We start from the raw sequence: 25,978 nt of genomic DNA on the forward strand, positions 1-25,978 counted from the left end.
CAGGTCAGGAGAATGAAGCGGCTCATGCGGCGTACTCGAATTAACGATTTGCAACTTAGCCGTGTCTGGTTAAGAGACGTGGTATTTTACGGGTTCCGCCGCGCGAAGGTAAATGGAGCCCTAAGAAGATCGCCGGATTCTACTTTTGCGCTCTTGCGCGATTCCGGTCTTCGTCAGATGCCAAACGCGTAATAGTTGCTGCCGACTATTTCGCGGACTTCCCTGCTGCCTTCCGCAAACAGTCCCGGCACAAGCAATCCTCGCCTTTCACCGGCATCGGCAGCTTGGCCGTCTCCTCCGCGCACCAGCAATTACCCGAGAGATCGCAGCCGAACTCGATGCCGCAGCGGGAACAGGCGAGGCGACGCGGGGCTGGTTGCGGATGCGTGATTTCTTTCGGATTTGTCATGATTTACGCAAAAGCTTCGCCGTCATTTTCATGTCGGGTTCATCTCCGCCCCTTGTATAGTAAGCGCCGCGCACGGACCAGGGAAGCGGTCGGCATGGCGCGGAGAACAAATCCATGGCCCGCGATTCGCAAGCCGCTCTCGTCGCGTTGAACCGCTTCGGCTTCGGTGCCCGCGGCGGCGCATCCGGTGATCTCGTCAATGCGGCCTCCGATCCCCGAGGCTTCGTGAAGGCGGAACTGGCGCGTCCCGTTGGCGTGTTGCTGGAGGCGCCGGGCCTGCAATCGACGCCGCAGCTCGGGCAGGCCGCCTTCGCCTATCAGGACCAGGTCAAGCAGGCGCGCGAGGCGGCGAAGACGGCTGCGCCGACCGAGGCGCCGGCGCCGCCCGCCGATCCGAAGCCCGACAATCAACTGCGGCGCAATCTCTCGCTCAACACGGTGATGACCGAGATCGCAGGGCAAAGGGCCGAGGCCAAGCCTGCCGCCGACAGCAAGCCCGCCGACACGGCGATGAAAGCCGACGGCATGCAGCCCAATGCAGCCGCGCCGCCGACTGCTGCAAAGCCGGCGCAGCCGCTCAACGTGATCCAGAAAACCTTTCGTGCCGAGGCGCTGGCGCGATTGCAGCGCGCGGTGATGGTCGATTGCGGCTTCACCGAGCGCCTGGTCGTGTTCTGGTCCAACCATTTCTGCATCTCGGCGAGCAAGGGTGAACTGGCGCGGATGTGGGCCGGGGCGTTCGAGCGCGAGGCGATCCGCCCGCATGTGCTGGGCCGCTTCGCCGACATGCTGAAGGCGGTCGAGCAGCATCCGGCGATGCTGTTCTTCCTCGATAACCAGCAATCGCTGGGGCCGGATTCGCGCGCAGGCCAAAACCGCAAGCGTGGGCTGAACGAGAATCTGGCGCGCGAGATCATGGAGCTGCATACGCTCGGCGTCGGCGGCGGCTACATCCAGGAGGACGTCACGTCGCTCGCGCGTATCATCACCGGTTGGACTTTTGCAGGCCGCAAAGGGCAGATCGGGGCGCCGGGCTCCTTTGCCTTCAATGCCAATGCGCACCAGCCGGGTCCGCAGGTGCTGCTCGGCAAGACCTATGACGCGACCGGCCTTGCGCAGGGCGAGGCTGCGCTTGCCGACATCGCGCGCCATCCGTCGACGGCGAATTTCATCGCGACAAAATTCGTTCGGCACTTCGTTGCGGACGACCCGCCGCCGGCGCTGGTGGCGCGATTGCGCGATGTCTTCGTCAAGACCGACGGCGATCTCAAGGCGCTCGCAACAGCGCTGGTCGATTCCGACGAAGCCTGGAAGGCGCCGCTGACCAAGATGCGCAGTCCCTACGATTTCCTGATCGCGAGTGGGCGGCTGCTTGCGCGCGTGCCGGAGGATCCCGGTTTCTACCTCAACAGCCTGAACCTGCTCGGCCAACCCTTGTGGACGCCGGCCGGACCCAACGGGTTTCCCGACACCACAGCGGCATGGGCCGCGCCCGAAGGCATGAAGCTCCGGCTCGACATCGCGTCGCAAATGGGCGCACGGCTCGGGCCCAATATCGATCCGCTCGATTTGCTGGAGTTTGCCGCAGGCGACGCGGCGTCAACCGAAACGCGCAAGACTATCGAGCGCGCGGAATCGCGTCAGCAAGCGCTGGCGCTGCTCTTGATGTCGCCGGAATTGCAGAGGAGATGATGATGGTCGACTGCGTCGAAAATCGGCTCCTCACCTCGCGCCGCGGCCTTCTGCTCGGCGGCGCCTCCTTCGCGGCCTGGGCCTATTTGCCGAAATTTGCGAGCGCCGCCGACGGCCGCGATCCCAGGTTGGTCGTCGTGATCCTGCGCGGCGCTCTCGACGGGCTCGCGACCGTCGCGCCGGTCGGCGACCCCGACTATGCCGGCCTGCACGGCTCGATCGCGCTCGCGGTGGACGGCGCGCATCCCGCGACCGGGCTCGACGGCTTCTTCGCGCTGCATCCGGCGATGCCGGAATTTGCACGCATGTACCGCGACCAGCATGCCGCGGTGATCCATGCGGTGGCGACGCCGTATCGCGATCGCTCGCATTTCGACGGCCAGGACGTGCTCGAGAGCGGCTATGCCGGGCCGGGCCGCGTGCAGTCCGGCTGGCTCAACCGCGCGCTCGAAGCGCTGCCGCGCGGCGAGCGTGTGTCGAGCGGGCTGGCGATCGGTCCGACCACGCCGCTGGTGCTGCGCGGCAGTGCGCCGACGGTCGGCTGGGCGCCCGTCGCGCTGCCGCAGGCCGACGACGACACCGCGATGCGGCTGGTCGATCTCTATCGCCATCGCGATCCCGCGCTGGCCTCGGCGCTGTCGCAAGGGCTTCAGCTGGAGAAGGCCGCGAGCGGCGACGACATGAAGCCGAAGCCCGGCAACCAGGTCGCGCAGATGCGGCAGGTCGCGCGCGGCGCGGCCAAGCTGATGGCCGCCGACGACGGTCCGCGTATCGCCGCACTCGCTTTCGACGGCTGGGATACGCATGCCAATGAAGGCGGCCCGGTGGGGCGGCTCGCCTTCCTGCTCGGTGGGCTCGATGGCGCGCTCGCTGAATTCGAAAGCGGCTTGGGGGATCGCTGGCGCGACACCGTCGTCATCGTCGCCACCGAGTTCGGCCGCACCGCGCGCATCAACGGCACCGACGGTACCGACCATGGCACCGGCACCATCGCGCTGCTCGCCGGCGGCGCCGTGAAGGGTGGTCGCGTCATCTCCGACTGGCCCGGCCTCAAGCCCGCCAACCTCTTCGAGGCCCGCGACCTCAAGCCCACCACCGACCTGCGCTGCGTGATCAAGGGCGTGCTGCAGGGACAGTTCAGCCTGTCGGATCGCGTGCTGTCCGAGACGGTGTTCCCCGACAGCGCGGGCGCAAGGCCGATGAAGGGATTGGTAATTTAACCTCTCCCCGCTCTTTTGCGGGGAGAGGTCGGATCGCGTAGCGATCCGGGTGAGGGGCAGTGCACATCGTTTGCCAAAGCAGCGGTCCATCCGACTCGCACAACGATCGTGCGAAGGTCATGCATATCGCCTACAATCTGGACCAAACTCGCGGAGGCGGCCCCTCACCCCACCTGCTCCCCGTAAGAACGGAGCGAGGGAGTGAGATAGCGGTGCTTCGCTCACATCAGGAGGCCACCCGCATGTACATCGCCATGAACCGCTTCCGTGTCGCCAAGGGTTCGGAATCAGCCTTCGAACAGGTCTGGGCGTCGCGCGACACGCATCTGGACAAGGTGCCGGGCTTCGTCGAATTCCATCTGCTCAGAGGGCCCGAGCTCGAGGACCACACGCTCTATGCCTCGCACACCGTGTGGGCGAACCACGCGGCGTTCGAGGCCTGGACCAGGTCGGAGGCGTTTCGCGCGGCGCACGCCCGTGCCGGCGACAACAAGCCGCTCTATCTCGGCCATCCCCAGTTTGAAGGTTTTGAAGTGATGCAGACGGTGGGGCGCGGCACGAAGTAGCGCCGCGCCGTAAGGATCAGCCCTTCGTGATCTTGTCGATCTCGGCGAGATCATCCGCGCTGAGCTGCCAGGCGATCGCCTTGACGTTCTGCTCGATCTGCTCGACGCGGGTGGCGCCTGCGATCACGCTCGACACCTGCGGACGGGCGGCGAGCCAGGAGAAGGCGAGCTCGAGCATCGAGTGGCCGCGCGCCTTGGCAAAGGCCTGGAGCTTCTCGACGATGTCCTCGTTGCGTGGGGTCACGTAGCGGTCGCGCAGCGCCGGCGCCTTGCCAAAGCGCGTGTCGGCCGGAGCTGTCGCGCCGCGCTGGTATTTGCCGGTCAGAAGACCGCTCGCCAGCGGGAAGAACGGCAACAGGCCGAGCTTGTACTCCTTGGCTGCGGGCAGCAAATCCTTCTCGATGTCGCGGACGACGAGGCTGTACTCGTCCTGGGCCGAGACGAAGCGGCTGACATTCATCGCGCGCGCGGTGAACTCGGCTTCCGCGATGCGCCACGCCGGAAAGTTGGAGTGGCCGATGTAGCGCACCTTGCCCTGGCGGACGAGATCGTCGAGCGCGCGCAGCGTCTCTTCCATCGGCGTCAGCGGATCGTAATCATGCTGCTGATAGAGGTCGATGTAGTCGGTCTTGAGCCGCGTCAGGCTGGCCTCGACCGCGTTCATGATGTAGCGGCGCGAGGCGCCCTGCTTGGTGCCGTCGGCCGCCATCGGCTTGGAATATTTGGTGGCGAGCACGATGTCCTTGCGGCGGTCGCCGAGCACGGTGCCGAGCACCGTCTCCGAACCGCCCTGGCCGGCATAGATGTCGGCGGTGTCGAACAGCGTGATGCCGAGATCGATCGCGCGATGGATCACCTTGCGCGAGGTTTCCAGGTCGGTGCGCTGGCCGAAATTGTTGCAGCCGAGCCCGACCGCAGACACGCGCAGGCCGGAGCCGCCGAGATTACGAATTTCCATGGGAGATCCTGTCAGAACGAAGCAAGCGCCCATTGTGACCGCGGTGCGCTGCACCGGCAAGCGGCTGGCCGCGTTGCTGCCATGCTGGCAAAGAGAGACGGACAAAAAAACGCGGCCCCTGTCAGACGCGGCGACTGACGGGGACCGCTTGGGGCGCTTGATCGGTGACGGGGGGCCTGATCAGACGCGACTGCAGCCTAGCCCCGGTGTGTAACGCCCCGGTGACAAAGGGAGTTATCCACAGGGTGTGGCGGGGGATTAGAACAGCTTGCGATAGACGATGAAGCCGGAGCGCTCCGCGACCTTGTCGTACAGGCTCTGCGCGGTGGTGTTGGTCTCGTGCGTCTGCCAGTAGACGCGCGGCGCGCCCGCGAGCTTGGCCCGCTCATAGACGCCATAGATCAGCGCCGAGGCGACGCCCTTGCCGCGGGACGCTTCCAGCGTGAACAGGTCCTGCAAATAGCAGGACGGCTCGATCGCGGTGGTGCTGCGATGGAACAGATAATGCGTGAGCCCGAGCAGGCGGCCATCGCTTTCGGCAACCAGCGCATGCACCGGCTCATAGGCATCGAAGAAGCGCTGCCAGGTCATGCGCGTGATCTCGGGTGCGAGTGCAGTCGGGCCCGAGCGGCCATAGAAGGCGTTATAGCCGTCCCACAACGGCAGCCATTGATCGTAGTCCTGCCGGGTGACGGAGCGAATGGTGAGCGACATCTGGGAAATCCGCGGGTCGATGAAGCGTCCTTCATACGTGATGAGGGGCGCATCGATCAATTGTGACGTCGCACATCACTCCGCCACGCGCAGGTATCGGATCAGCTTCCGCCCGGTGGGATCGCGCAGCGAGCGGTAGTAGTCGGCGCGCCCGGGCGCATCGGTGTGGCGCACGAGGTCGGTCACCGGCGTATAGCTCAGCATGCGGCCGCCGTCGGGCAGCGCGGTGCAGACGAAACGCAACACCTCGCCGTTGCGCAAATTGATGTTGATCGGCGTGGCGTCGCCGATCCGCACCATCTCCATGCGCTGTGCGATGAAGACGCCGAGCTCATCCTCCGGCAGCTCGAATGCGCCGGTGTCGCGGCCGTGATACATCAGCGCGATGAAGGGCGGCTTGTCGTCGGCCTTCTCGTCCGGCAGTGCGAAATAATCGCGGAAGGCGCGGTTGATGAATTCGGCGCGGGTCTCGGCATCGAGCAGCACGATGCCGATATCGACCCGGTCGAGCGCGGCCGACAGGCGCGCGGCGGTGGCATGGTTGTGCCGCTCGGCGGCAAAGGCATCGAGCAGGCGCTCGCGCATCAACCCGGTGATGCCTGCTGTGCCGGCGGTGGTCAGCGCCAGCAGCCCGAGTTGCGCGAGATCGGCCGCGGCAAAGCCGGGCGCGGTGCGATGGCTGAGCGCGAGCAGCGCCGCGCCGATCACGGCGATGGCGGCGCTGCCGAGCGCTGACGCAAAGCCCGAGAGCGAACCGGCCAACGCCACGATACAGACGAACAGCGGTGCCAACGAGAGCGCGGGCGCATGACGGTCGAGCAGAATCGCCAGCAGTGCGATCGCTGCCGTCAGCACGGGACCGGAAATGGCTCGCCATCCGAACCGCATGGACCCTCGCTCGTTCCTCCCTGAACGAGATAAGGCGGTCAGACTGACCCATGGTTGCGCGAACGCAAGCCGGTTTCGCGCGGCGCACTTAAGGGGCGCTTGCAGGCACGTCCAAAGCTTTCAGATCATTTTAGGCCAAATGCGCGTGCATGACGCGCTGTTGCGGCGCGGGCGCATTCAGCGTCGATATTCCCGGACCCTTGCGGGTGCCGACGAAAATCAGCAGCGATGCCGCGACCAGGATGGCCGCGGTCAGGGTGATTGCGACGATGACCACAGGCGATTTCATCATTGTCCTGTCGCGATGCCGGTCGGCGCGAGGCTGCGCGGCACCTTGAAGGCTGTTGAGGATGAAACGGGGATCAGACCGGCAGGCCCATCGCCATGGTCGCCTTGGTCGACAGTACCGTGAGGGTAACGATCAGACACAGCGACAGCGCCGCAACGGCGAGCGAGGCCGCCACCGCGTTGGTTAGCCGGGAAGACGAGACCGTATCGGTTTGCCTCTGAAAGCCGACCGTGCCGGACGCCCGAATCATGGTCTAAATCCTTCAACGTGCGAGCGAATCACCCGCGACGCCGGACAATTTCACAATTTCAACTGGCAATATTGCGGCGGTGATCGCTCCGAAAACGGCGGGATTGCGGCAAAGGTTAACGCCATGCCCGCTATTTCTTAACGCTTCACCGGTTTCAGGCGCCGGCGGCGATGCTGGCGGGGTCGTCGATGTCGGCGGGGCGCCAGTCCATCGTCACGAAGCCGGGCGCAGCCTCGACGCGCTTCAGCCAGTCCCGGATCGCCGGAAAAGGCTCCAGGTCAAAATCGCAGCGGTCGGCGAGGTGGGTGTAGCCGTACAGCGCGATGTCGGCGACCGTGAGCTGGCGCGCGGCGAAGTAGGCGTTGGTCCTGAGGTGGTTTTCCATCACCTGGAGCGCGCCATAGCCGCGCTCCATCCAGTCCTCGAGCGCGTGGGTCTGCAGGTCGCGGCCGCCCTTGACCAGCGACAGCCAGAAATAGGCGGCGCCGATGTTGGGTTCGAGCGCGTGCTGCTCGAAGAACATCCATTGCAGCGCCTCGGCGCGATCGATCCGGTTCTCCGGCGCGAGCGGCGTACCGACCGCGACGTACCAGAGGATGGCGTTGGACTCGGCGAGGAAGCGGCTGTCGCCGACCTCGAGCAGCGGCACCTGGCCGGACGGGTTTTTGGTCAGAAAGTCCGGCGTGCGGCTCTCGCCGCGCAGAATGTCCACCTCGACCGCTTCGTAGGGTACGTTCAACAGCGCCAGCGCAAGGCGGACCTTGTAGCTGTTGCCCGAGCGTTGCATCGAATAGAGCTTGTACATTCTGGGAGTTCGATTCCAAGGACGGGAAGGTGCGGTGCGTGTTGCCCCGGACCGCGGCTAAACAATGATGCCGATGCGAATCCGCCGCAAGGGCTGGTCCATAGAAAAACTCGAAACGCCTACCGCACTGCAACGCCAGAGAAGATCATGTTCGCAGCGATTTGCAAATCAGATCACGCTTGCGTCAGCATGCGCGACTCATCGCTTCGCGCGATCGTGTGCGAGAGAGCGGGAGCTGTTGGATTTGGGCCGTTGATGCTTCCACATCGTCATGGTCGGGCTTGTCCCGGCCATCCACGCCTTGCCCCGCGGAACGAAGAACGCGGATGCCCGGGCCTTCGCCTCGCCGAAGCGGCTTCGGGCGGGCAGGCGGGACAAGCCCGGGCATGACGGTGTGCTGGTTTCGTAGCGGCACGCAACACGCAAAATTGCTCCGAGGACAAGGCTTGCCGGATATGAGCGGTTTGCCCGGCAAAGTTACGGAAAATTGCGGGAAATCGAGCCTCCGGCCGCAGGAAATCGGTAAACTTTTGCGAGATCGGGCCGAAGTTTCTTGCGGTGCAGCGGCACACGTTTTAGGGTGTCTGCATTCCCACAATTGGAGTCGTGAGGCCAAAGGGTTCACGACGCTTGTCAGGAGATGACGATGTCCTTCCTTGCCGCTGCGCTCGACCGTGTGAAGCCGTCCGCGACCATCGCGGTCACGGATAAAGCACGCGCGCTGAAAGCGGCGGGCCGCAACGTCATCGGCCTCGGCGCCGGCGAGCCCGACTTCGATACGCCCGCGAACATCAAGCTGGCGGCGATCCGCGCCATTGAAGCCGGCAAGACCAAGTACACCGCGGTCGACGGTATCCCTGAGCTGAAGGAAGCCATCATCGCGAAGTTTCAGCGCGAGAACGGCGTGGCCTACAAGCCGAACCAGATCATCGTCGGCACCGGCGGCAAGCAGGTGCTCTACAACGCGCTGATGGCGACCATCAATCCGGGCGACGAGGTGATCATCCCCGCGCCCTATTGGGTCAGCTATCCCGAGATGGTGGCGCTCGCCGGCGGCGAGCCGGTGCCGGTGGTCTGCACCGCCGCGACCGGCTTTAAGCTCGGGGCCGAGGCGCTCGAGCGCGCGATCACACCCAAGACCAAATGGGTGATCCTGTGCTCGCCGTCGAACCCGACCGGCGCGGCCTACACCAAGGCCGAGCTCAAGGCGCTCACCGACGTGCTGGTCAGGCATCCGCATGTGTGGGTGATGACCGACGACATGTACGAGCACCTCGTCTATGACGACTTCCAGTTCACCACCGTCGCGCAGGTCGAGCCCAGCCTCTACGACCGCACGCTCACCGTGAACGGTGTCTCGAAGGCGTATTGCATGACCGGCTGGCGTATCGGTTATGCCGGCGGTCCGGCTCAGCTCATCAAGGCGATGTCGACCATCCAGTCGCAGTCGACCTCGAACCCCTGCTCGATCGCGCAGTGGGCATCGGTGGAAGCGCTGAACGGTCCGCAAGACTTCATCCCTGCCAACAACAAGGTGTTCAAGGAGCGCCGCGACCTCGTCGTCTCCATGCTCAACCAGGCGAACGGCATCGAGTGCCCGCGCCCCGAGGGCGCGTTCTACGTCTATCCGTCCTGCGCCGGCACGATCGGCAAGAAGGCGCCGTCCGGTAACGTGATCTCCAACGACGAGCAGTTCGTCACCGAGCTCCTGGAGACCGAAGGCGTCGCCGTGGTGCAGGGCTCGGCCTTCGGCCTCGGCCCGGCGTTCCGAATCTCCTACGCGACCAAGACCTCGGATCTCGAAGACGCCTGCAAGCGCATCCAGCGCTTCTGCGGTAATCTGCGCTAGGCCTGTCGCGACATGCAAATTGGAAAGGCCCGCTTCGGCGGGCCTTTTTTATGCGTGTTTCGATTGGGTGGAGTCGGATGGGCTGTTGCTCTGGCCGGCATCGTGCTCGACCCCCTCACCCGGATTGCTGCCGGACGATGCTTCGCATCGCCGGGGCAATCCAACCTCTCCCCGCAGAAGGGCGGGGAGAGGTTGGCTCGCGTCCGCTAGCGCGTTCTATTGATTGCCACGGTAAGGGGCGCACACTCGTGCACTCCCTCGCCCCGTTCTTACGGGGAGAGGGTGGGGTGAGGGTGGGGTGAGGGGCTCTATCCGCGCCTTCGATTTTAGATGCCCTCCGATCTGGCACCCACAACACTCTTGTGGCATAGACCATCGCGCGTCGCTTGCAGCGCGCCCTCTCTGCCCGCATCACATTCATCGCCGGAGATTTTCATGCGCCGCTCACTCCTCCTCGCCGGGCTCACTGCCGCGAGCCTCGTCGTCTCCGTCGCGGTCGCCAGCGCACAGTCGCGGTTGGTGAAGGTCGGCGTGCTGGAATGCCGCGGCGGCGCGAGCATCGGTTTTGTGGTGGGATCGGTGACCCATCTCGGCTGCGTGCTGCGCGCCGACGGTCTGCCCGAAGATCGCTACGTCGCGACGATCCGCAAAGTCGGCCTTGACATCGGCATCACCCAGGAGACGGCGCTCGCCTGGGGCGTGTTCGCGCCGGTCAATCGGCTCGGCCCCGGCGATCTCTCCGGCGATTATGCCGGCGCGCAAGGCAGCGCCTCGGTGGGCGTCGGCCTCGGCGGCAATGTGCTGGTCGGCGGCTCCAACAACTCGATCGCGCTTCAGCCGCTCAGCGTGCAGGGGCAGGTCGGGCTCAACGTTGCGGCCGGACTCGAAAGCCTGGAACTTCGTCCGGGCCGTTGAGATATTTGCAGACGAGGCTTTCTCTTGACCTCTCCCCAGCGGGGAGAGGTGGAACACTGACGACGCACCGCAGCGACGTTTGACGCTTGCCAAATCTCGGGGACGGGCAGAGCATCTGCGTTTGCCGACCCAATCATGGGCCGAGCTCCACACCAAGGAGGCGGCGAATGGGACAAGACGTCAGAAGTCCCCGAGGTCCACGGTGCATTGCGCTGGTGGGCCCTTTCCAAAGCGGTAAAACCACACTTCTCGAAGCAATCCTGGCGCGCACGGGTGCAATCCCCCGCGCCGGCAGCGTCGACGCCGGAACTTCCGTCGGCGACGCCACCCCGGAGGCCCGTCATCACAAGATGACTGTCGGGCTCACTGCCGCCACCACGAGTTTCATGGGCGACAGCTACACCTTCCTCGATTGTCCCGGTTCCGTCGAGTTTGCCCACGACATGCGCGCCGCGCTTCCTGCCGTCGATGCCGCCGTCGTGGTCTGCGAGGCCGACGAGAAGAAGCTGCCGCAGCTTCAGATCATCCTGCGCGAGCTGGAAGAGCTGAAGATCCCGCGCTTCCTGTTCCTCAACAAGATCGACCGCGCCAACGAGCGCATCCGCGAGACGCTCGCGATGCTGCAGCCCGCTTCGCGCGTGCCGCTGGTGCTGCGCCAGATCCCGATCTGGAAGGGCGAGCTGATCGAAGGCTTTGTCGATCTCGCGCTGGAACGTGCGTTCATCTATCGCGAGCACAAGGCCTCCGAGGTGGTCGCGCTCGACGGCGGCAATCTCGATCGCGAGAAGGAAGCCCGCTTCTCGATGTTGGAGAAGCTCGCCGATCACGACGACGCGCTGATGGAGCAATTGCTGGAAGATATCCAGCCGCCGCGCGATGCCGTGTTCGACGACCTCGCCCGCGAATTGCGTGAGGGGCTGATTTGCCCCGTCCTCCTCGGCGCGGCCGCGCGAGAGAACGGCGTGCTGCGTCTGATGAAGGCGCTGCGCCATGAGGCGCCCGGCATTGCCGAGACCGCAAAACGTCTCGGCGCGCCCGCCGCGAAGGACGCTCTTGGCTTCGTCTTCAAGACTCTGCACTCGCAGCACGGCGGAAAGCTGTCGCTGACGCGGCTGCTCGCCGGCCATCTCGACGACGGTGCCACGCTGCAATCCTCCTCCGGCGGTGTGAGCCGCATCTCCGGTATTCTTGCCGTGAGCGGTGCTTACGACAGCAAGCGCGCCTCGGCCGAAGCCGGTGACACCGTGGCGCTCGCCAAGCTTGATGCGGTCAAGACCGGCGACACCGTCTCGAGCGGCAAGACCGCGCCGGCTGCGCTTGCAGCCTCGGAGCCGACGCCACCGGTGCTCGCCATGTCGGTTGCGGCCACCGATCGCAAGGACGACGTCAAGCTCGGCCAGGCCTTAATGCGGCTGCACGAAGAGGATCCGTCGCTGGTCGTCGTGCAGAACGCCCAGACCCACGACACCGTGCTGTGGGGGCAGGGCGAGATGCACCTGCGCGTCGCAAACGAGCGGTTGAGCGACCGCTTCGGCGTCAAGATTGCCTCGCATCCGCCGGCGATCGGCTACCAAGAGACCATCCGCAAGCCGATCACCCAGCGCGGCCGCCACAAGAAGCAGTCCGGCGGTCACGGCCAGTTCGGCGATGTCGTGCTCGACATCAAGCCGCTGCCCCGCGGCGAGGGTTTCAAGTTCGCCGAGAAGGTCGTCGGCGGCGCGGTGCCGCGCAACTATATCGGCGCGGTGGAGGAGGGCGTTGTCGACGGGCTCGCGCGCGGTCCGCTCGGCTTCCCCGTGACCGATCTGCAGGTGACGCTGACCGACGGCTCCTATCACAGCGTCGATTCCTCCGACCTCGCCTTCCGCACGGCGGCGCGGGTCGGATTGAACGAAGGCCTGCCGCAATGCCAATCGGTGTTGCTGGAGCCGATCCATGTGGTCGAGATCGTCTGTCCGACCGACGCCACCGCCAAGATCAACGCGATCCTGTCGGCGCGACGCGGCCAGATCCTCGGCTTCGACACCCGCGACGGCTGGAGCGGCTGGGACTGCGTGCGCGCCATGATGCCCGAAGCCGAGATCGGCGAGCTGATCGTCGAGCTCCGTTCGGCCACGGCCGGTGCCGGCAGTTTCACTCGTCAGTTCGACCACATGGCCGAAGTCACGGGACGAGCCGCCGATCAGATCATCGCTGCGCATCAGCACGCGGCGTGATCGGCTCCGCGCGGTAAGCGCGGTCAGGCAGGCGCCACTCTCTCACTCCCTCTCCCCGTTCTTCTTCACGGGGAGAGGGGGGTGAGGAGCTGTCTCCGTGCGCGCGGCGTTTTCGTGCAGGCCGCACCCTCTCCGGACGGCATCGCGAACGCAGCGGAGCCCTAGCTCCGTCATCCCCGCGCAACGGCGAAGCCGTTGTCGCTGGAGGTGCGAGCCATGGGACGCAACGCGTCCCGTGGGAGCTTCGAAGGATGCACGGCCCGCTGCTGCAGCCGGGCCGTCGCCCTTGATACCGTCCACTGCGCTCGCAATGACGGAGGAGGCACTTGCGTTCGCCTCCATATGATGTATTATACATCATTGTATATGTACTAGATATCACTTATAAGTTCTGATACGTGAGGCCAAGGTGATCACGTCATTCCAGATGCGGGCAGCCCGCGCGTTGCTTGGCATCGACCAGAAAACCCTGGCCGAGCTCGCCGGCGTATCGTTGCCGACCATCCAGCGGATGGAGGCCTCGACCGGCAATGTGCGCGGCGTGGTCGAGACTTTGATCAAGGTGGTCGAGGCGTTCGATCGGGCCGGCGTCGAGCTGATCGGCGAACAGGTCCGCAGCGACAGCGGCGGACGCGGCGTTCGCCTCAAGGAGCCGGGGCCACCGCGTCGCGTTGGGGCATGATCGCGCGTTGATCGTGCTCGAGATCAAGATGGGCTAGCGCATCGTCGCACCTCGGCAACACGGGACGCACGATGCATCGGAGCATTGTGGGGCCAGCGGAGCACTTTGCTGAAATGAGCATCACAAGCGATCACGCAAGCGGGCTATCTCGGCTGCGTCAGCCGACCTTTGCCGAACTGTACATGCCAAAACTCGTCACCGTCTGGCGCGAGGGGTATGGGCTCGCGGACTTCCGCGCCGATGTGTTCGCAGGCCTCACGGTTGCGATCGTCGCGCTGCCGCTGTCGATGGCGATCGCGATCGCCTCGGGCGTGACGCCGGATCGCGGCCTCTACACCGCCGTGGCCGGCGGCTTCATCGCCTCGCTGCTCGGCGGCAGCCGGTTCCAGATCGGCGGACCGGCCGGCGCCTTCATCGTGCTGGTTGCGGCGACCGCCGAGCGTCACGGCGCCGACGGCGTGATCCTCGCCACTCTGATGGCGGGTCTCTTTCTGATTGCCGCGGGTTTCCTGCGGATCGGCACCTACATCAAGTTCATTCCCTATCCGGTGACGGTCGGCTTCACCGCCGGCATCGCCGTGATCATCTTTGCGAGCCAGCTCCGCGATCTCGGCGGGATCACGCTTGTCTCGAAGGAGCCGAGCGAGTTCCTTCCGAAGCTCATGGCGCTCGCCGGAGGCCTGCACACCGTCAATCCGTCCGCTGTCGCGGTCGCGATCGGCAGCATCGTCGTGATTGCCGGCCTGCGTCGCTGGCGGCCGTCCTGGCCCGGCATCCTGATCGCGGTCGTGCTCGCGGCGGTCGCGACCGCCGTGCTGTCGCTGCCGATTGAGACGATCGGATCGCGCTTCGGCGGCATCCCGCGCGAATTGCCGTCGCCGGCGCTGCCGGCGTTTTCGTTCGAGAAGGCGAAAGCGGTGCTGCCGGATGCGATCTCCTTTGCGCTGCTCGCGGCCATCGAATCGCTGCTGTCGGCAGTGGTCGCCGACGGCATGACCGGCCGCCGTCACCGCTCCAATTGCGAGCTCGTCGCGCAAGGCGCCGCCAATATCGGTTCGGCGCTGTTCGGCGGCATCTGCGTCACCGGCCTGATCGCGCGCACTGCGACCAACATCCGCGCCGGCGCCCGCGGGCCGCTGGCAGGCATGCTGCATTCGGTGTTTCTGCTGCTGTTCATGCTGATCGCGGCGCCGCTTGCAAGCTACATCCCGCTTGCCGCGCTCGCCGCCGTGCTCGTGGTGGTGGCCTGGACCATGGCGGAGAAGCACGAATTCGCCACGCTTTTGCGCTCCTCCTGGGGCGATGCCGTCGTTCTGCTCGCGACCTTCCTGCTCACGATCTTCCGCGATCTGACCGAAGGCATCCTGGTCGGCTTCGCGCTCGGCGCGGTGCTGTTCATCCATCGCATGGCCGAGATGACCGGCATCGAGGAGCGCTCGCCGCTGGTCGCGGCGGATCGGCCCGATGACGGCAATGGCGAACGCGTGCCTTATGATCCCGCGCTTGCGGTCGATCGCGACGTGCTGGTCTACCGCATCACTGGTGCGTTCTTCTTCGGTGCGGCCTCGGCCATCGGCGGCGTGCTCGACGGCATCGCCGACAAGCGCAAGGCGCTCGTCGTCGATTTCGCGGCGGTGCCGTTCCTGGACTCGACGGCGGCGAATGTGTTGGGGCGCGTCGCGGCCAAAGCCCAGCGCCAGGGCATCCGGCTGTTCATCACGGGGGCTTCGCCCGCGGTCCGCCGTGCCTTGCTGACGCACGGTGTGGGCCCGCGACGCGCGCGTTATCGTCAGACCATCGAGCGCGCGGTCGCGGATATCAAGGCAGCCCCCGGCGCGGCCGAAGCCACGGTGTAGCCTCCGCCTGCTTGACAGGACCGGCCGGACGCGAAATGGATCGCCCTCGAACACGACCCGAGGGAAGGATGACCGTGACCAAGGCTCCAGCAGCCTGCTTGATCGGATGGCCGGCAGCGCATTCGCGCTCGCCGCTGATCCATCACTACTGGCTGCGCACGCTCGGCATCGAAGGCGGCTATGTCATCGAGGCCGTTCCGCCCGAGGATCTGCGCGATTTCGTGCTGCGGCTGTCGCTGCGCGGCTTTGTCGGCGCCAACGTCACCATCCCGCACAAGGAAGGCGTGCTGGCGCTCTCGACGCCCGATGCGCGCGCCAGGGCCGTGGGCGCCGCCAATACGCTGTGGTTCGAAGGTGGCGAACTGCGCTCGACCAACACGGATGTCGAGGGCTTTCTTGGCAATCTCGACGCCAGCGCACCCGGCTGGGACAAGGCCGACGAGGCGCTGGTGCTGGGGGCCGGCGGCTCCTCGCGCGCGGTCGTGTTCGGCCTGCTCGAACGCGGCTTTGGCCGCGTCCATCTCGCCAACCGCACTCCGGCGCGGGCCGAGGCGCTGGCGGCGCAGTTCGGGCCGAACGTGCATCCGCTTGCCTGGGACGGGATCAACGAGATCCTGCCGCGGGCAAAGCTTCTCGTGAACACGACCTCGCTCGGCATGCACGGCCAGCCCGCGCTCGAGGTCGATGTGACGCGGCTGCAGCAACGCGCCGTCGTCGCCGACCTCGTCTATGTCCCCCTGGTGACGCCGCTGCTTGCGGCCGCCAGGGCCCGTGGGCTGAAGACCGCCGACGGGCTCGGCATGCTGTTGCACCAGGCGGTGCGCGGCTTCGAGCTGTGGTTCGGCCAACGCCCCAAGGTGACTGCCGAGCTGCGCGCGCTGGTCGAGGCCGATCTCACAAAGACTTGAGAGAATAGTGCGCCGTCTCCGGCGTTCTAACCCCGTGGGGATAATCGGAGACATTCATGACGATCCAACGTGCCAGTTTCACGCGCCCGCTCATCGCCGTCGCGATGGTGGCGGCGTCCACTCTCGCAGCCGTCGCTCAAAAGGCGCCGGTGCCTACTCGCGTGCGCGGCACGATCGAGAGCGTCGATGGCGACACGATGCAGGTCAAATCGCGCAGCGGTGAGGACATCAAGCTCCACATCGCCTCCGACGTTCGCGTGGCCGGCGTCACCAAGATTTCGCTCACCGACATCAAGGTCGGCTCTTTCGTCGGCGCCACCACCGTGCCGGGACCTGACGGTGCCCAGAACGCCGTCGAGGTCCACGTGTTTCCGGAGAGCATGCGCGGCACCGGGGAGGGCTCGCGGCCCTATGATCTCAAGCCGAATTCCAGCATGACCAACGCCACCGTGTCGGAGAGCGTGGTCGGCAATGACGGCCATACGCTGCTCGTGAAGTACAAGGACGGCGAGAAGAAGGTCTTCGTCTCCGATATGACACCGGTCGTGACCTTCGTTCCCGGCGACAAGGCTGAGCTGAAGGCCGGCGCCAAGGTCATTGCATTCATGAAGCAATTGCCCGACGGCTCGTTCGAGACCAATCGCGTCAGCGTCGGCCGTGATGGCCTGACACCGCCGATGTGATCGGGGATTCAGGGAATAGCGGCGATCGCATGGGGTTTGCCGTGATTGATCGCCGCGAACCCTGAAGGGACAATCATGCCGAAGCCGAACAACTGGATGCCGCGCGCTGTCATGGCCGCGTTTGCCACCTGCATCTTAATTTCAACCGTTTCGGCGCAGCAGGCGCCGACCGTTCGCATTCGAGGCATCATCGAAAGCGTCGACGGCAGCACGCTCGGCATCAAGACGCGCGAGGGCACTGAGGTGAAGGTGAAGATGACCGACAACGTCGCCGTCTTCGCCGTGGTAAAGACCGAACTCTCCGAGATCAAGGAAGGCTCCTATATCGGCGTCACCGCCATGCCCGAGCCCGACGGCACGCAGAAAGCCATTGCGGTCCATATCTTCCCGGAGAACCAGCGGGGCGCCGCCGAAGGCTTCCGTCCCTGGGACGCCCGCGTCAACTCGACCATGACCAACGCGACCGTGGCGCAGACGGTGAAGGGTAGCGACGGCCAGAACATCACGGTCAAATACAAGGACGGCGAGAAGAAAGTCGTGGTGCCGCCGGACACCCCGATCGTCACCTTCGTCGCCAGCGACAAGTCGGAAGTGAAGCCCGGCGCCAAGCTGATCATTTTCGGCGCGGCGAAGAAGGACGACGGCACGCTGGAGGCGAACCGGGTCAATGTCGGCCGCGATGGCGTGACGCCGCCGATGTGAAGTGAAGGAAAGTAGCTGCCGCTACACCCTCGGCGTCGTCCCGGCGAAGGCCGGGACCATACCGCGTGATCCATCGATGGGCGCAGGTATCAGTCCCGCGCGAAGGCCGAATAACTAACAGTCATCGCCAATCCACTCCCTGTGGTTATGGGGCCCGGCCTGCGCCGGGACGACTGCTGAGTATGTCGTGGCTGCTTTCCACCACCCTACGGCATGCCGTTACGGCGCCACCGCAATGATATGATCGTCGATCTCGTCGATCCTGTTGACGCCGCACAGGCCCATGGTCGTGAGCAGCTCCTTCTGGATGATATCGATCGCCTTGGCGACGCCGGCCTGGCCGCCGGCGCCCAGCCCGTAAGCATAAGCGCGGCCGATCATGCAGGACTTTGCGCCGAGCGCGAGCGCGCGCATCACGTCCTGGCCGGAGCGGATGCCGCCGTCGAACATGATCTCCATCTTCTCACCGACGGCATCGACGATCTCGGGCAGCACCTCGATCGAGGACGGCGCGCCGTCGAGCTGACGGCCGCCATGGTTGGAGACGACCAGCGCCTGCGCGCCGGTCTTGGCGGCTTCCTCGGCGTCCTCGACGTCGAGAATGCCCTTGATGACGAGCTTGCCCGGCCAGATGCTGCGGATCCATTCGACGTCCTTCCAGTTCAACGAGGTGTCGAACTGCGAGGCGGTCCATTCGGCGAGGCGATTGAGGTCCTCGGTGTTCTTCACGTGCCCGGCGATGTTGCCGAAGGTGCGGCGCTTGCCCTGCAGCACGCCGGAGACCCAGGCGGGCTTGGTCGCGAAATCGATGAACTTCGACAGCGTCCATTCCGGCGGGATCGTCATGCCGTTCTTGATGTCGGCGTGGCGCTGGCCGATCACCTGGAGGTCGACGGTGAGAACCAGCGCGCTGCACTTCGCCGCGATCGCGCGCTGGACCAGATCCTTGATGAAGCCGCGGTCCTTCATCACGTAGAGCTGGAACCAGAACGGCTTCTCGACGTTGGCCGCGATGTCCTCGATCGAGCAGATCGACATGGTCGACTGCGTGAACGGAATGCCGGCAGCCTGCGCCGCGCGGCAGGCGTGAATTTCGCCGTCGCCATGCTGCATGCCGAGCAGGCCGACCGGCGCCAGGATCAGCGGCATGGTCGAGGGCTCGCCGAGGATCGTGGTCGAGGTGTCGCGCTTGGAAACGTCGACCAGGATGCGCTGGCGGAACTTGATCGCCTGCATGTCCTCGCGGTTGGCGCGCAGCGTTTCCTCGGCATAGGAGCCGCGGTCGCAATAGTCGAAAAACGCCTTCGGCACGCGGCGCTTATGCAGCGCGCGAAGATCGTCGATACAGGTGATGTGCTTCATGAACGTTCCCCGGCCCGTCTTGCATCGGAAGTCTTGCATTGGAAGATTGAGGGGTCATCTAGCATGGTTGGATGCGCAGCCAAATCGTTTGCGGGAGGGACGCCATGACCAAGCCGCACGCCGCACCTTCGCCGGAAGAGATCAAGGAGAAGCAGGCCCTCGACGACGCGCTGGAGGAGGGCCTGGAAGAGACCTTTCCGGGTTCCGATCCCGTCAACGTCACCCAGCCGGCGCCGAGCCGCGGCGATGGCCACGTGAAGCGTTCGGATTAGCCCAAATTCCCCCTGTTCCAGGTGATCCATTGGGAAATATAATGTTAACAATAGGTTAGCAGGGCGGCGGTGCTCCCGGTTCCGTAACGATTTATCATATTTTTTGAAGCCAATTTAGGCGCGCAGGCATTATAAGACCCCAGCAAATCAGGGATGCGGGGCCGGTTCGGGCACCCGGAGGTTGTTGTGGGGATCCCTGGTTGTTGCTTGGGGGACGATATGAGCCGCAAATATTTCGGGACGGACGGGATTCGGGGCCGCGCCAACGGACTGATCACGCCGGAGCTCGCGCTCAAGGTCGGCCAGGCCGCGGGCCTTGCGTTTCAGCGTGGTGACCACCGCCACCGGGTCGTGATCGGCAAGGACACCCGCCTGTCCGGCTACATGATCGAATACGCGATGGTCGCGGGCTTCACCTCGGTCGGTATGGACGTGCTGCTGGTCGGCCCGATGCCGACGCCGGCGGTGGCGATGCTGACCAAGTCGATGCGCGCCGATCTCGGCGTCATGATCTCGGCCTCGCATAATCTGTTCGAGGACAACGGCATCAAGCTGTTCGGCCCGCAGGGCTTCAAGCTTTCCGACGACGTCGAGAAGCAGATCGAGCAGCTGCTCGACGAGCCCATCGACAAGCGTCTTGCCCAGAGCGCGAGCCTCGGCCGCGCCCGCCGTATCGACGGCGTGCATGACCGCTACATCGAATTCGCCAAGCGCACGCTGCCGCGCGACCTTTCGCTCGACGGCCTGCGCGTCGTGATCGATTGCGCCAACGGTGCCGCCTACAAGGTGGTGCCGGAAGCGCTGTGGGAATTGGGCGCCGACGTGGTGCCGATCGGCGTCGAGCCCGACGGCTTCAACATCAACAAGGATTGCGGCTCGACCTCGCCGGAAGCGCTGTCGCGGAAGGTGCGCGAGATGCGCGCCGACATCGGTATTGCGCTCGACGGCGATGCCGACCGCGTCATCCTGGTCGACGAGCGCGGCCATGTCGTCGACGGCGACCAGCTGCTGGCGGTGATCGCGCAGAGCTGGAAGGAAGATGGGCGGCTGTCGCGTCCGGGCATCGTCGCGACCGTGATGTCGAACCTCGGGCTGGAGCGCTTCCTGAAAGAGCACGGGATCGATCTCGTGCGCACCCCGGTCGGCGACCGCTACGTGCTCGAGCAGATGCTGAACGGCGGCTACAATCTCGGCGGCGAGCAGTCCGGCCATATCATCCTGTCCGACTACGCCACCACCGGCGACGGCTTCGTGGCCGCCCTGCAGGTGCTGGCCGTGGTGCAGAAGCTGCGCCGTCCGGTGTCGGAGGTCTGCCACCGCTTCGATCCGCTGCCGCAGATTCTCAAGAACGTCCGCCACAAGGGCGGCAAGCCGCTCGACAATTCCGATGTGCAGTCGGCGATCTCGGACGGCGAGAAGCGGCTCAACGGATGCGGCCGCCTCCTGATCCGCTCCTCCGGCACCGAGCCCGTGATCCGCGTCATGGGCGAAGGCGAGGATCGCGTCCTGGTCGAGGACGTCGTCGACACCATCGTCTCCGCGCTGGGCCAGGCCGCGGCCTGATCTCTTCCTTCTCCCCTTGTGGGAGAAGGTGGTGCGAAGCGCCGGATGAGGGGTTATTTCCGCATACTCGAAAGAGAATGATGCGCGGATGGATACCCCTCACCCGTCTCGCCGCCAACGCGGCGAGCCACCCTCTCCCACAAGGGGAGAGGGTAAGATAAGAGCACACACGCATCCCAGCCATTTGTGATTGGCGGTGGTTCCGCCGCCCCGTGCATCGTAACTAGCGGTCGCGGCAATCTGCCGCGCCGGGATGCTCCAGTGAACAAGCCTGTCGTCGTCTCAGAGGAAACGCTGACCGAGCCCGTCGTCATCAGCGGCGTCGCGCCCGCTGCAAAGGCGGCCGCTGGGCCGGCCTACGTCGTGCTCGCCGGCATCAGCTTCTCGCATTTCCTCAACGACACCATGCAGTCGCTGATCGCCTCGGTGTATCCGATCCTGAAGGATACCTATGCGCTCGATTTCGCGCAGATCGGCATGATCACGCTGGCCTTCCAGTTCACGGCCTCGCTGCTGCAGCCGGTGGTCGGGCACTACACCGACAAGAAGGCGCAGCCCTATTCGCTGTCGATCGGCATGGCCTCGACCTTCTTCGGCCTGCTGCTGCTCAGCATCGCGCAGCAATATCTCGTCATCCTGATTGCCGCGGCGCTGGTCGGTCTCGGCTCGGCGGTGTTTCATCCGGAGTCGGCGCGCATCGCGCGGCTCGCCTCCGGCGGCCGTTACGGCTTTGCGCAATCGGTGTTCCAGCTCGGCGGCAGCTTCGGCACCTCGATGGGGCCGGTGCTTGCCGCGCTCATCGTCGTGCCGTTCGGGCAGGGCAGCATCGCCTGGTTTTCCTCGATCGCGTTCCTCGCGATCGTCATCCTCTGGCGCATCGGCCGCTGGTACGAACCGCAGATCAAGGCGAAGAAGACGGTGGCGGTTCAGGCTCATCCCGATGCGCCGAGCTCGCGCCGTGTCGCGGTCGCGCTGCTGGTGCTGGTGGCGCTGCTGTTCTCGAAGCAGCTCTACGTCTCCAGCCTGTCGAGCTATTACATCTTCTACCTGATCGACCGTTTCGGCGTGTCGACCCAGACGGCCCAGATCTATCTCTTCATCTTCCTTGCGGCGAACGCGGTCGGCGCATTCTTCGGCGGGCCGCTCGGGGATCGCTTCGGCCGCAAGATCGTGATCTGGATCTCGATCCTCGGCGCGCTGCCGTTCACGCTGGCGCTGCCCTTTGCTGGGCTCTATGCGAGCGCGGCGCTCTCGGTGATCATCGGCCTGATCATCTCCTCGACGACGTCGTCGATCATCGTGTTTGCGCAGGAGCTGGTGCCGCACCGCTTCGGCATGATCTCCGGCGTCTTCTTCGGTGTCGCCTTCGGCATCGGCGGCCTTGGCGCTGCGGTGCTCGGCAAGCTCGCCGACCACACCTCGATCGAGTTCGTCTACCAGGTCTGCGCCTATCTGCCGGCGATCGGGCTGCTCGCGGTGTTCCTGCCGAAGCTGCCGCGGCACGCGCGTTAACAAATCCTCCTTCGCTGCACTGCGGCTTCATACATCGTTAGCAATTGCGGTCCGCCAGCTGCCGCATTTCTGCAACGCTTGCGCCGCATCCGCGTGTGCGGTGAGAAAAAATCAACCTTAAAAATTAGGGTTAAGTGGCGCTTAAGCATTTGCTGCCATCGTCCGGCTCGTGAGTTTCCAGAACGTGGGGCGCCCGTATTCAGCCTCACCGGCCATAAGGACGAAGCCAATGCGTAGCGTTAAGTCTCTCCTTGCCGCGGGTGCGGCATCCCTGATCTCGTCGATGGCGTTTGCCGCCGATATGCCGATCGCGGCGCCCCCTCCGATGTACGCGCCGCCGGCTCCGCCCGCGGACTTCGGCGGCTGGTATCTCCGCGGCGACATCGGCTTCAGCAACCAGAAGACCAGTGATCTCCACTACACCCGCGAGTCGGCTTACTCGCAGCTCACCTCGTTCAACCAGCAGTCGTCCTTCGACACCGGCGGCGTCTACGGCCTCGGCGCCGGCTACCGCTTCAACAACTGGTTCCGCGCCGACGTGACCGGACAGTATCGGGGCAACGCCAACTTCAAGGCGACCGATCGTTTCACCGGTACGGCAGGCGGCGTGCCTTACAACGGCATCGACAATTACAGCGCCAGCAAGTCCGAATGGCTGTTCCTGGCGAACGCCTATGTCGACCTCGGGACCTGGTGGTGCATTACCCCGTTCGTCGGTGCCGGCGTTGGTACAGCGCGGGTTTCGATCGCGAACTTCTCCGATACGGGCATCAACAATCTTCCGTTCTCGACCGCGAGCTTTGCCACCGCTCCGACGGGTTCGAAGTGGAATTTCGCCTGGGCTGCCCACGCGGGTCTCGCCTACAAGGTCAATCCGAACCTGATCCTCGAACTGGCCTACAGCTACGTCAATCTTGGCGAGGGCCAGACCGGTATCCTGTCGGACTTCACCGGCGCGACCACCAACAACGTCTTCAAGTTCAAGGACATCACCTCGCATGACTTGAAGCTCGGCGTGCGCTGGGAGCTCAACAGCCCGCCCGCCTACGCGCCGGCGCCGCTGGTCACCAAGGGCTGATCTTCAGCCCCATCGCTTAACGTCTCTTAACGGCGCGGGATCATCCCGCGCCGTTTTGCTTTGCGTATTTTTCATCGCTTGGCGGCGACGGAAGCCTCCGGCGCAACCATTGGTTAAGGTTAACGAGCCATGATCACGAGCAAGAGTTCGAGTTCGATGGAGCGTTGCAATGCGTGGGCTTTTGTTGGCGGCGGTGATGTTGGGGACGGTGTCTGCCGCGCACGCGGCCGACATGCCGGATCTGCCGATCCTGCGCGGCAGTCTCACCGACGGTCTGAGCAAGTCCAACGTCAACTGGCAGGGCTTCTATGTCGGCGGCCAGGCCGGTTACGGATCTTCGGACGAAAGCTTCAGTGGCACAAACACCAACATGCTCTCTGCTTTGCTCGACCATAACGTCATCGAGCAGATGCAGGTCTCGCAATGGAATCTCGGGCTCGGCAAGCAATCGAGCCGCGCCAGCGGCTATGGGGTCTTCGTCGGATATAACGAGCAGTGGGAAGACGTCGTCTACGGTCTTGAAATGAGCTATCTGCACGGCTCGTACGGCGGCTCATCCAACGCGTTCAAGGAGCTTGTCAGCGGCACCACGCTTTCCGACGGCGCCTTCCATGATGTTGCGGTCACGTCGTCAGCCTCGATAGCGATCTCGGACCTGGCGACGTTCCGTGGACGGGCGGCTTATGCCTGGGGTTGTTTCCTGCCCTACATGTTCGGCGGACTCGCGCTCGGTAAGGCCGATATCTCGCGTTCGGTCCTGGTCACCGATTCCGTCAGCACCAACGGAACGACATGGACGGCGCTGCAGCCGCTGTCGGCGAACGATACGCAGCATAATCACCTGATCTACGGCTACACGGCCGGCCTTGGTATGGACGTCAACCTGGTTGGCGGTCTCTTCATGCGAGCCGAGTGGGAATACATTCGCTTCACCTCGCAGGTCGATACCAGCATCAACACCGTTCGCGCCGGCCTCGGCTACAAGTTCTGACTCCGCTGCGCTTCGTCGCGGTTGACAGGTTATCTCCGCCCTGATGCTCTGTCGCCCGACATGGGGCGACAGCGATGCGGATTTACGGCGACAGCAATTCCGGCAATTGCCTGAAGGTGAAGTGGGTCTGCGACAAGCTCGCGCTGCCCTATCGCTGGATCGAGACCGATACGCGCAAGGGTGAGACGCGTACGCCGCAATTTCTCGAGATGAACGGCGCCGGCCAGGTGCCGACCATCGCCTTGGACGACGGCCGCACGCTGGCGCAGTCCAACGCCATCATCCGCTATCTCGCCCGCGACAGCGCGCTCGTCCCGCGCGACGCCTTTGCCGCCGCCAAGATGGACGAATGGCTTTTCTGGGAGCAATACAGCCACGAGCCCTATATCGCGGTATGCCGCTTCCAGATGGTCTATCTCGGCAAGGATGCCTCCGAGCTCGATCCTGACAAGGTCAAGCGCGGCTATGCGGCGCTCGATCGCATGGAGCAGCATCTTGCCGCGAGCCGCTTTTTCGCCGGCGACGAGGTTTCGCTCGCCGACGTCTCGCTGCTCGCCTATACCCGCCTGGCGCATGAAGGTGGTTTCGATCTCGGGCGTTATGCGGCCATTGGCCGCTGGATCAGCGAGGCTGAGGCTTGTCTTGGCCTGCCGCCGGCCCGCTGAGCACCGCGCGCGGAGCGTCTCGCGTCGTTGAGTCCTTCGCGTTGAGTCTGGAGCTTCCGGTATGAACGATAGGTCTGTTTCCATCCGTCCGGCGCGCCGCGCGGACCTGCCTGCGATCGTGGCGATGCTTGCCGACGATCATCTCGGCCGCGCCCGCGAGCGCATCGAGGATCCGTTGCCGGCCGTCTACTATCAGGCCTTCGAACGGGTCGAGCGCGATTCCAATCTCTCCCTGGTCGTCGCCGAGAGCGAGGGCAGGGTGGTTGGCTGCCTGCAACTCGCGGTGCTTGCTGGCATCAGCTCGCAAGGCGGCATTCGTGGTCTGCTCGAGGACGTGCGCGTTGCCGCCGATTGTCGCAATCGCGGCATCGGTGAGCAATTGGTGCAATGGGCGATCGCGGAAGCGAAAGCGCGCGGCTGCAATCTGGTCGAATTGCTGACGCATTCGAGCCGGGTCGATGCGCAGCGCTTTTACAAGCGTCTTGGATTTGCGTCGAGTCACGCCGGCATGACTGTCCGCTTTTGACGCAGTGCGCCGTGCGCGTTGCGCGATCAACGAAATCGGATCGCGCGTTCGTTCATCTTAACAGCTGATAAACTACCCGTTCGTCGTTCACGTTGATCGGGGAACGAAGGGTGCTACGGGAACGTCAGACACCGGGCTCGGTCGGTTCGGGGATTTCGATGACAAAGTATTCCATGATCAAGGTCGGCAACGACTACGTTGTGCTGGCCGACGACCAATGCATCTTGAAGGTCGGCAGCCGCCGCCGTGCCGCGCAATTGATCAGCGAGGCCACGGACTTGCTGAACGCGCTCGCGTCCGTCGAGGCCCCCGGTATCGCGCCGGAGGCGCCATCACTGGCCCGTGAGACGCCTGAACTTCCTTGACTGCCCTTCCCGATTCCCGTATCAGCCGCGGCGGGACACCTC

27 protein-coding genes are annotated in these 25,978 nt (G+C 64.7%); 19 read left to right on the plus strand and 8 right to left on the minus strand.

All coding sequences use genetic code 11. The annotated features are described in order from the left end of the window. Positions 1 to 205: 205 nt before the first annotated feature. On the minus strand, positions 206 to 409 hold the full coding sequence (locus JQ587_RS36775; protein ID WP_249154536.1) for a hypothetical protein: 204 nt from the start codon (positions 407 to 409) through the stop codon (positions 206 to 208). 114 nt (positions 410 to 523) lie between these two features. Between JQ587_RS36775 and JQ587_RS26910 the strand changes: the two genes are divergently transcribed. From JQ587_RS26910 to hmuQ, 3 genes are all read left to right on the plus strand, one after another. Then, complete coding sequence (locus JQ587_RS26910) at positions 524 to 2,101, plus strand: DUF1800 domain-containing protein (RefSeq protein WP_212427319.1); 1,578 nt, start codon at positions 524 to 526, stop codon at positions 2,099 to 2,101. 2 nt (positions 2,102 to 2,103) lie between these two features. After that, a complete protein-coding gene (locus JQ587_RS26915; RefSeq protein ID WP_212427369.1) occupies positions 2,104 to 3,321 on the plus strand; it encodes a DUF1501 domain-containing protein in 1,218 nt (405 codons plus the stop codon). 242 nt (positions 3,322 to 3,563) lie between these two features. Further along, positions 3,564 to 3,887 (plus strand): heme-degrading protein HmuQ, encoded by a 324-nt coding sequence (hmuQ, locus tag JQ587_RS26920; protein ID WP_212427320.1) that lies wholly within the window; start codon positions 3,564 to 3,566, stop codon positions 3,885 to 3,887. A 16-nt stretch (positions 3,888 to 3,903) separates the two neighbouring features. Here the strand turns inward: hmuQ and JQ587_RS26925 are convergent, their stop codons facing one another. The 6 genes from JQ587_RS26925 to JQ587_RS26950 form a co-directional block, all read right to left on the minus strand. Beyond that, on the minus strand, positions 3,904 to 4,845 hold the full coding sequence (locus JQ587_RS26925) for an aldo/keto reductase (protein WP_212427321.1): 942 nt from the start codon (positions 4,843 to 4,845) through the stop codon (positions 3,904 to 3,906). A gap of 258 nt (positions 4,846 to 5,103) precedes the next feature. Next, the gene (locus JQ587_RS26930; protein ID WP_212297018.1) at positions 5,104 to 5,559 is read right to left on the minus strand and encodes a GNAT family N-acetyltransferase; all 456 of its coding nucleotides are present in this window, start codon (positions 5,557 to 5,559) and stop codon (positions 5,104 to 5,106) included. A gap of 75 nt (positions 5,560 to 5,634) precedes the next feature. Next, positions 5,635 to 6,447, minus strand: a complete 813-nt coding sequence (locus tag JQ587_RS26935) for a PAS-domain containing protein (RefSeq protein WP_212297017.1) — start codon at positions 6,445 to 6,447, stop codon at positions 5,635 to 5,637. Positions 6,448 to 6,577: 130 nt separating this feature from the next. Beyond that, positions 6,578 to 6,739 (minus strand): hypothetical protein, encoded by a 162-nt coding sequence (locus JQ587_RS26940; protein WP_212297441.1) that lies wholly within the window; start codon positions 6,737 to 6,739, stop codon positions 6,578 to 6,580. 70 nt (positions 6,740 to 6,809) lie between these two features. Next, complete coding sequence (locus tag JQ587_RS26945; protein ID WP_212427322.1) at positions 6,810 to 6,986, minus strand: hypothetical protein; 177 nt, start codon at positions 6,984 to 6,986, stop codon at positions 6,810 to 6,812. A gap of 154 nt (positions 6,987 to 7,140) precedes the next feature. Then, entirely contained in the window at positions 7,141 to 7,791 is a 651-nt protein-coding gene (locus tag JQ587_RS26950; RefSeq protein ID WP_212297015.1) for a glutathione S-transferase family protein, read from the minus strand. Between the two features lie 646 nt (positions 7,792 to 8,437). Here JQ587_RS26950 and JQ587_RS26955 point away from each other — a divergent pair. The 8 genes from JQ587_RS26955 (at position 8,438) to JQ587_RS26990 (ending at position 17,602) form a co-directional block, all read left to right on the plus strand. Continuing rightward, positions 8,438 to 9,640, plus strand: coding sequence for a pyridoxal phosphate-dependent aminotransferase (locus JQ587_RS26955; protein WP_212297014.1), 1,203 nt, complete (start codon positions 8,438 to 8,440; stop codon positions 9,638 to 9,640). A 435-nt stretch (positions 9,641 to 10,075) separates the two neighbouring features. Next, positions 10,076 to 10,555: a DUF992 domain-containing protein gene (locus JQ587_RS26960; protein WP_212427323.1), complete on the plus strand. Its 480-nt coding sequence runs from the start codon at positions 10,076 to 10,078 to the stop codon at positions 10,553 to 10,555. A 167-nt stretch (positions 10,556 to 10,722) separates the two neighbouring features. After that, positions 10,723 to 12,771 carry an elongation factor G gene (locus JQ587_RS26965; RefSeq protein WP_212427324.1) on the plus strand — a complete coding sequence of 683 codons (2,049 nt, stop codon included), beginning with the start codon at positions 10,723 to 10,725 and terminating at the stop codon, positions 12,769 to 12,771. Positions 12,772 to 13,180: 409 nt separating this feature from the next. After that, complete coding sequence (locus JQ587_RS26970; protein ID WP_026201995.1) at positions 13,181 to 13,453, plus strand: helix-turn-helix domain-containing protein; 273 nt, start codon at positions 13,181 to 13,183, stop codon at positions 13,451 to 13,453. 113 nt (positions 13,454 to 13,566) lie between these two features. Next, complete coding sequence (locus JQ587_RS26975; RefSeq protein WP_212297011.1) at positions 13,567 to 15,309, plus strand: SulP family inorganic anion transporter; 1,743 nt, start codon at positions 13,567 to 13,569, stop codon at positions 15,307 to 15,309. Between the two features lie 68 nt (positions 15,310 to 15,377). Beyond that, on the plus strand, positions 15,378 to 16,217 hold the full coding sequence (locus JQ587_RS26980; RefSeq protein ID WP_212427325.1) for a shikimate dehydrogenase: 840 nt from the start codon (positions 15,378 to 15,380) through the stop codon (positions 16,215 to 16,217). 56 nt (positions 16,218 to 16,273) lie between these two features. Beyond that, positions 16,274 to 16,900, plus strand: a complete 627-nt coding sequence (locus JQ587_RS26985; protein WP_212297009.1) for a hypothetical protein — start codon at positions 16,274 to 16,276, stop codon at positions 16,898 to 16,900. 96 nt (positions 16,901 to 16,996) lie between these two features. After that, complete coding sequence (locus JQ587_RS26990; RefSeq protein ID WP_212427370.1) at positions 16,997 to 17,602, plus strand: hypothetical protein; 606 nt, start codon at positions 16,997 to 16,999, stop codon at positions 17,600 to 17,602. Positions 17,603 to 17,821: 219 nt separating this feature from the next. Here JQ587_RS26990 and JQ587_RS26995 read toward each other — a convergent pair whose 3' ends face one another. Continuing rightward, positions 17,822 to 18,964, minus strand: a complete 1,143-nt coding sequence (locus JQ587_RS26995) for an alpha-hydroxy acid oxidase (protein ID WP_212297008.1) — start codon at positions 18,962 to 18,964, stop codon at positions 17,822 to 17,824. A 104-nt stretch (positions 18,965 to 19,068) separates the two neighbouring features. Here JQ587_RS26995 and JQ587_RS27000 point away from each other — a divergent pair, with 104 nt between their 5' ends. From JQ587_RS27000 to JQ587_RS27035, 8 genes are all read left to right on the plus strand, one after another. After that, positions 19,069 to 19,236: a hypothetical protein gene (locus JQ587_RS27000; protein ID WP_212297007.1), complete on the plus strand. Its 168-nt coding sequence runs from the start codon at positions 19,069 to 19,071 to the stop codon at positions 19,234 to 19,236. Positions 19,237 to 19,455: 219 nt separating this feature from the next. After that, on the plus strand, positions 19,456 to 20,799 hold the full coding sequence (gene glmM / locus JQ587_RS27005; RefSeq protein WP_212297006.1) for a phosphoglucosamine mutase: 1,344 nt from the start codon (positions 19,456 to 19,458) through the stop codon (positions 20,797 to 20,799). 261 nt (positions 20,800 to 21,060) lie between these two features. Further along, a complete protein-coding gene (locus JQ587_RS27010; RefSeq protein WP_212427326.1) occupies positions 21,061 to 22,311 on the plus strand; it encodes an MFS transporter in 1,251 nt (416 codons plus the stop codon). A gap of 229 nt (positions 22,312 to 22,540) precedes the next feature. Then, a complete protein-coding gene (locus JQ587_RS27015; RefSeq protein ID WP_212297004.1) occupies positions 22,541 to 23,389 on the plus strand; it encodes an outer membrane protein in 849 nt (282 codons plus the stop codon). Between the two features lie 169 nt (positions 23,390 to 23,558). Then, positions 23,559 to 24,380 (plus strand): outer membrane protein, encoded by an 822-nt coding sequence (locus tag JQ587_RS27020; RefSeq protein ID WP_212427327.1) that lies wholly within the window; start codon positions 23,559 to 23,561, stop codon positions 24,378 to 24,380. 74 nt (positions 24,381 to 24,454) lie between these two features. Then, positions 24,455 to 25,045 carry a glutathione S-transferase family protein gene (locus JQ587_RS27025; protein WP_212427328.1) on the plus strand — a complete coding sequence of 197 codons (591 nt, stop codon included), beginning with the start codon at positions 24,455 to 24,457 and terminating at the stop codon, positions 25,043 to 25,045. 61 nt (positions 25,046 to 25,106) lie between these two features. Beyond that, positions 25,107 to 25,571 (plus strand): GNAT family N-acetyltransferase, encoded by a 465-nt coding sequence (locus tag JQ587_RS27030; RefSeq protein ID WP_212427329.1) that lies wholly within the window; start codon positions 25,107 to 25,109, stop codon positions 25,569 to 25,571. A gap of 158 nt (positions 25,572 to 25,729) precedes the next feature. Then, complete coding sequence (locus JQ587_RS27035; RefSeq protein WP_212297000.1) at positions 25,730 to 25,936, plus strand: hypothetical protein; 207 nt, start codon at positions 25,730 to 25,732, stop codon at positions 25,934 to 25,936. Positions 25,937 to 25,978 lie beyond the last annotated feature (42 nt).

The organism is Bradyrhizobium manausense (assembly GCF_018130615.1).
GTDB classification, from domain to species: domain Bacteria; phylum Pseudomonadota; class Alphaproteobacteria; order Rhizobiales; family Xanthobacteraceae; genus Bradyrhizobium; species Bradyrhizobium manausense_A.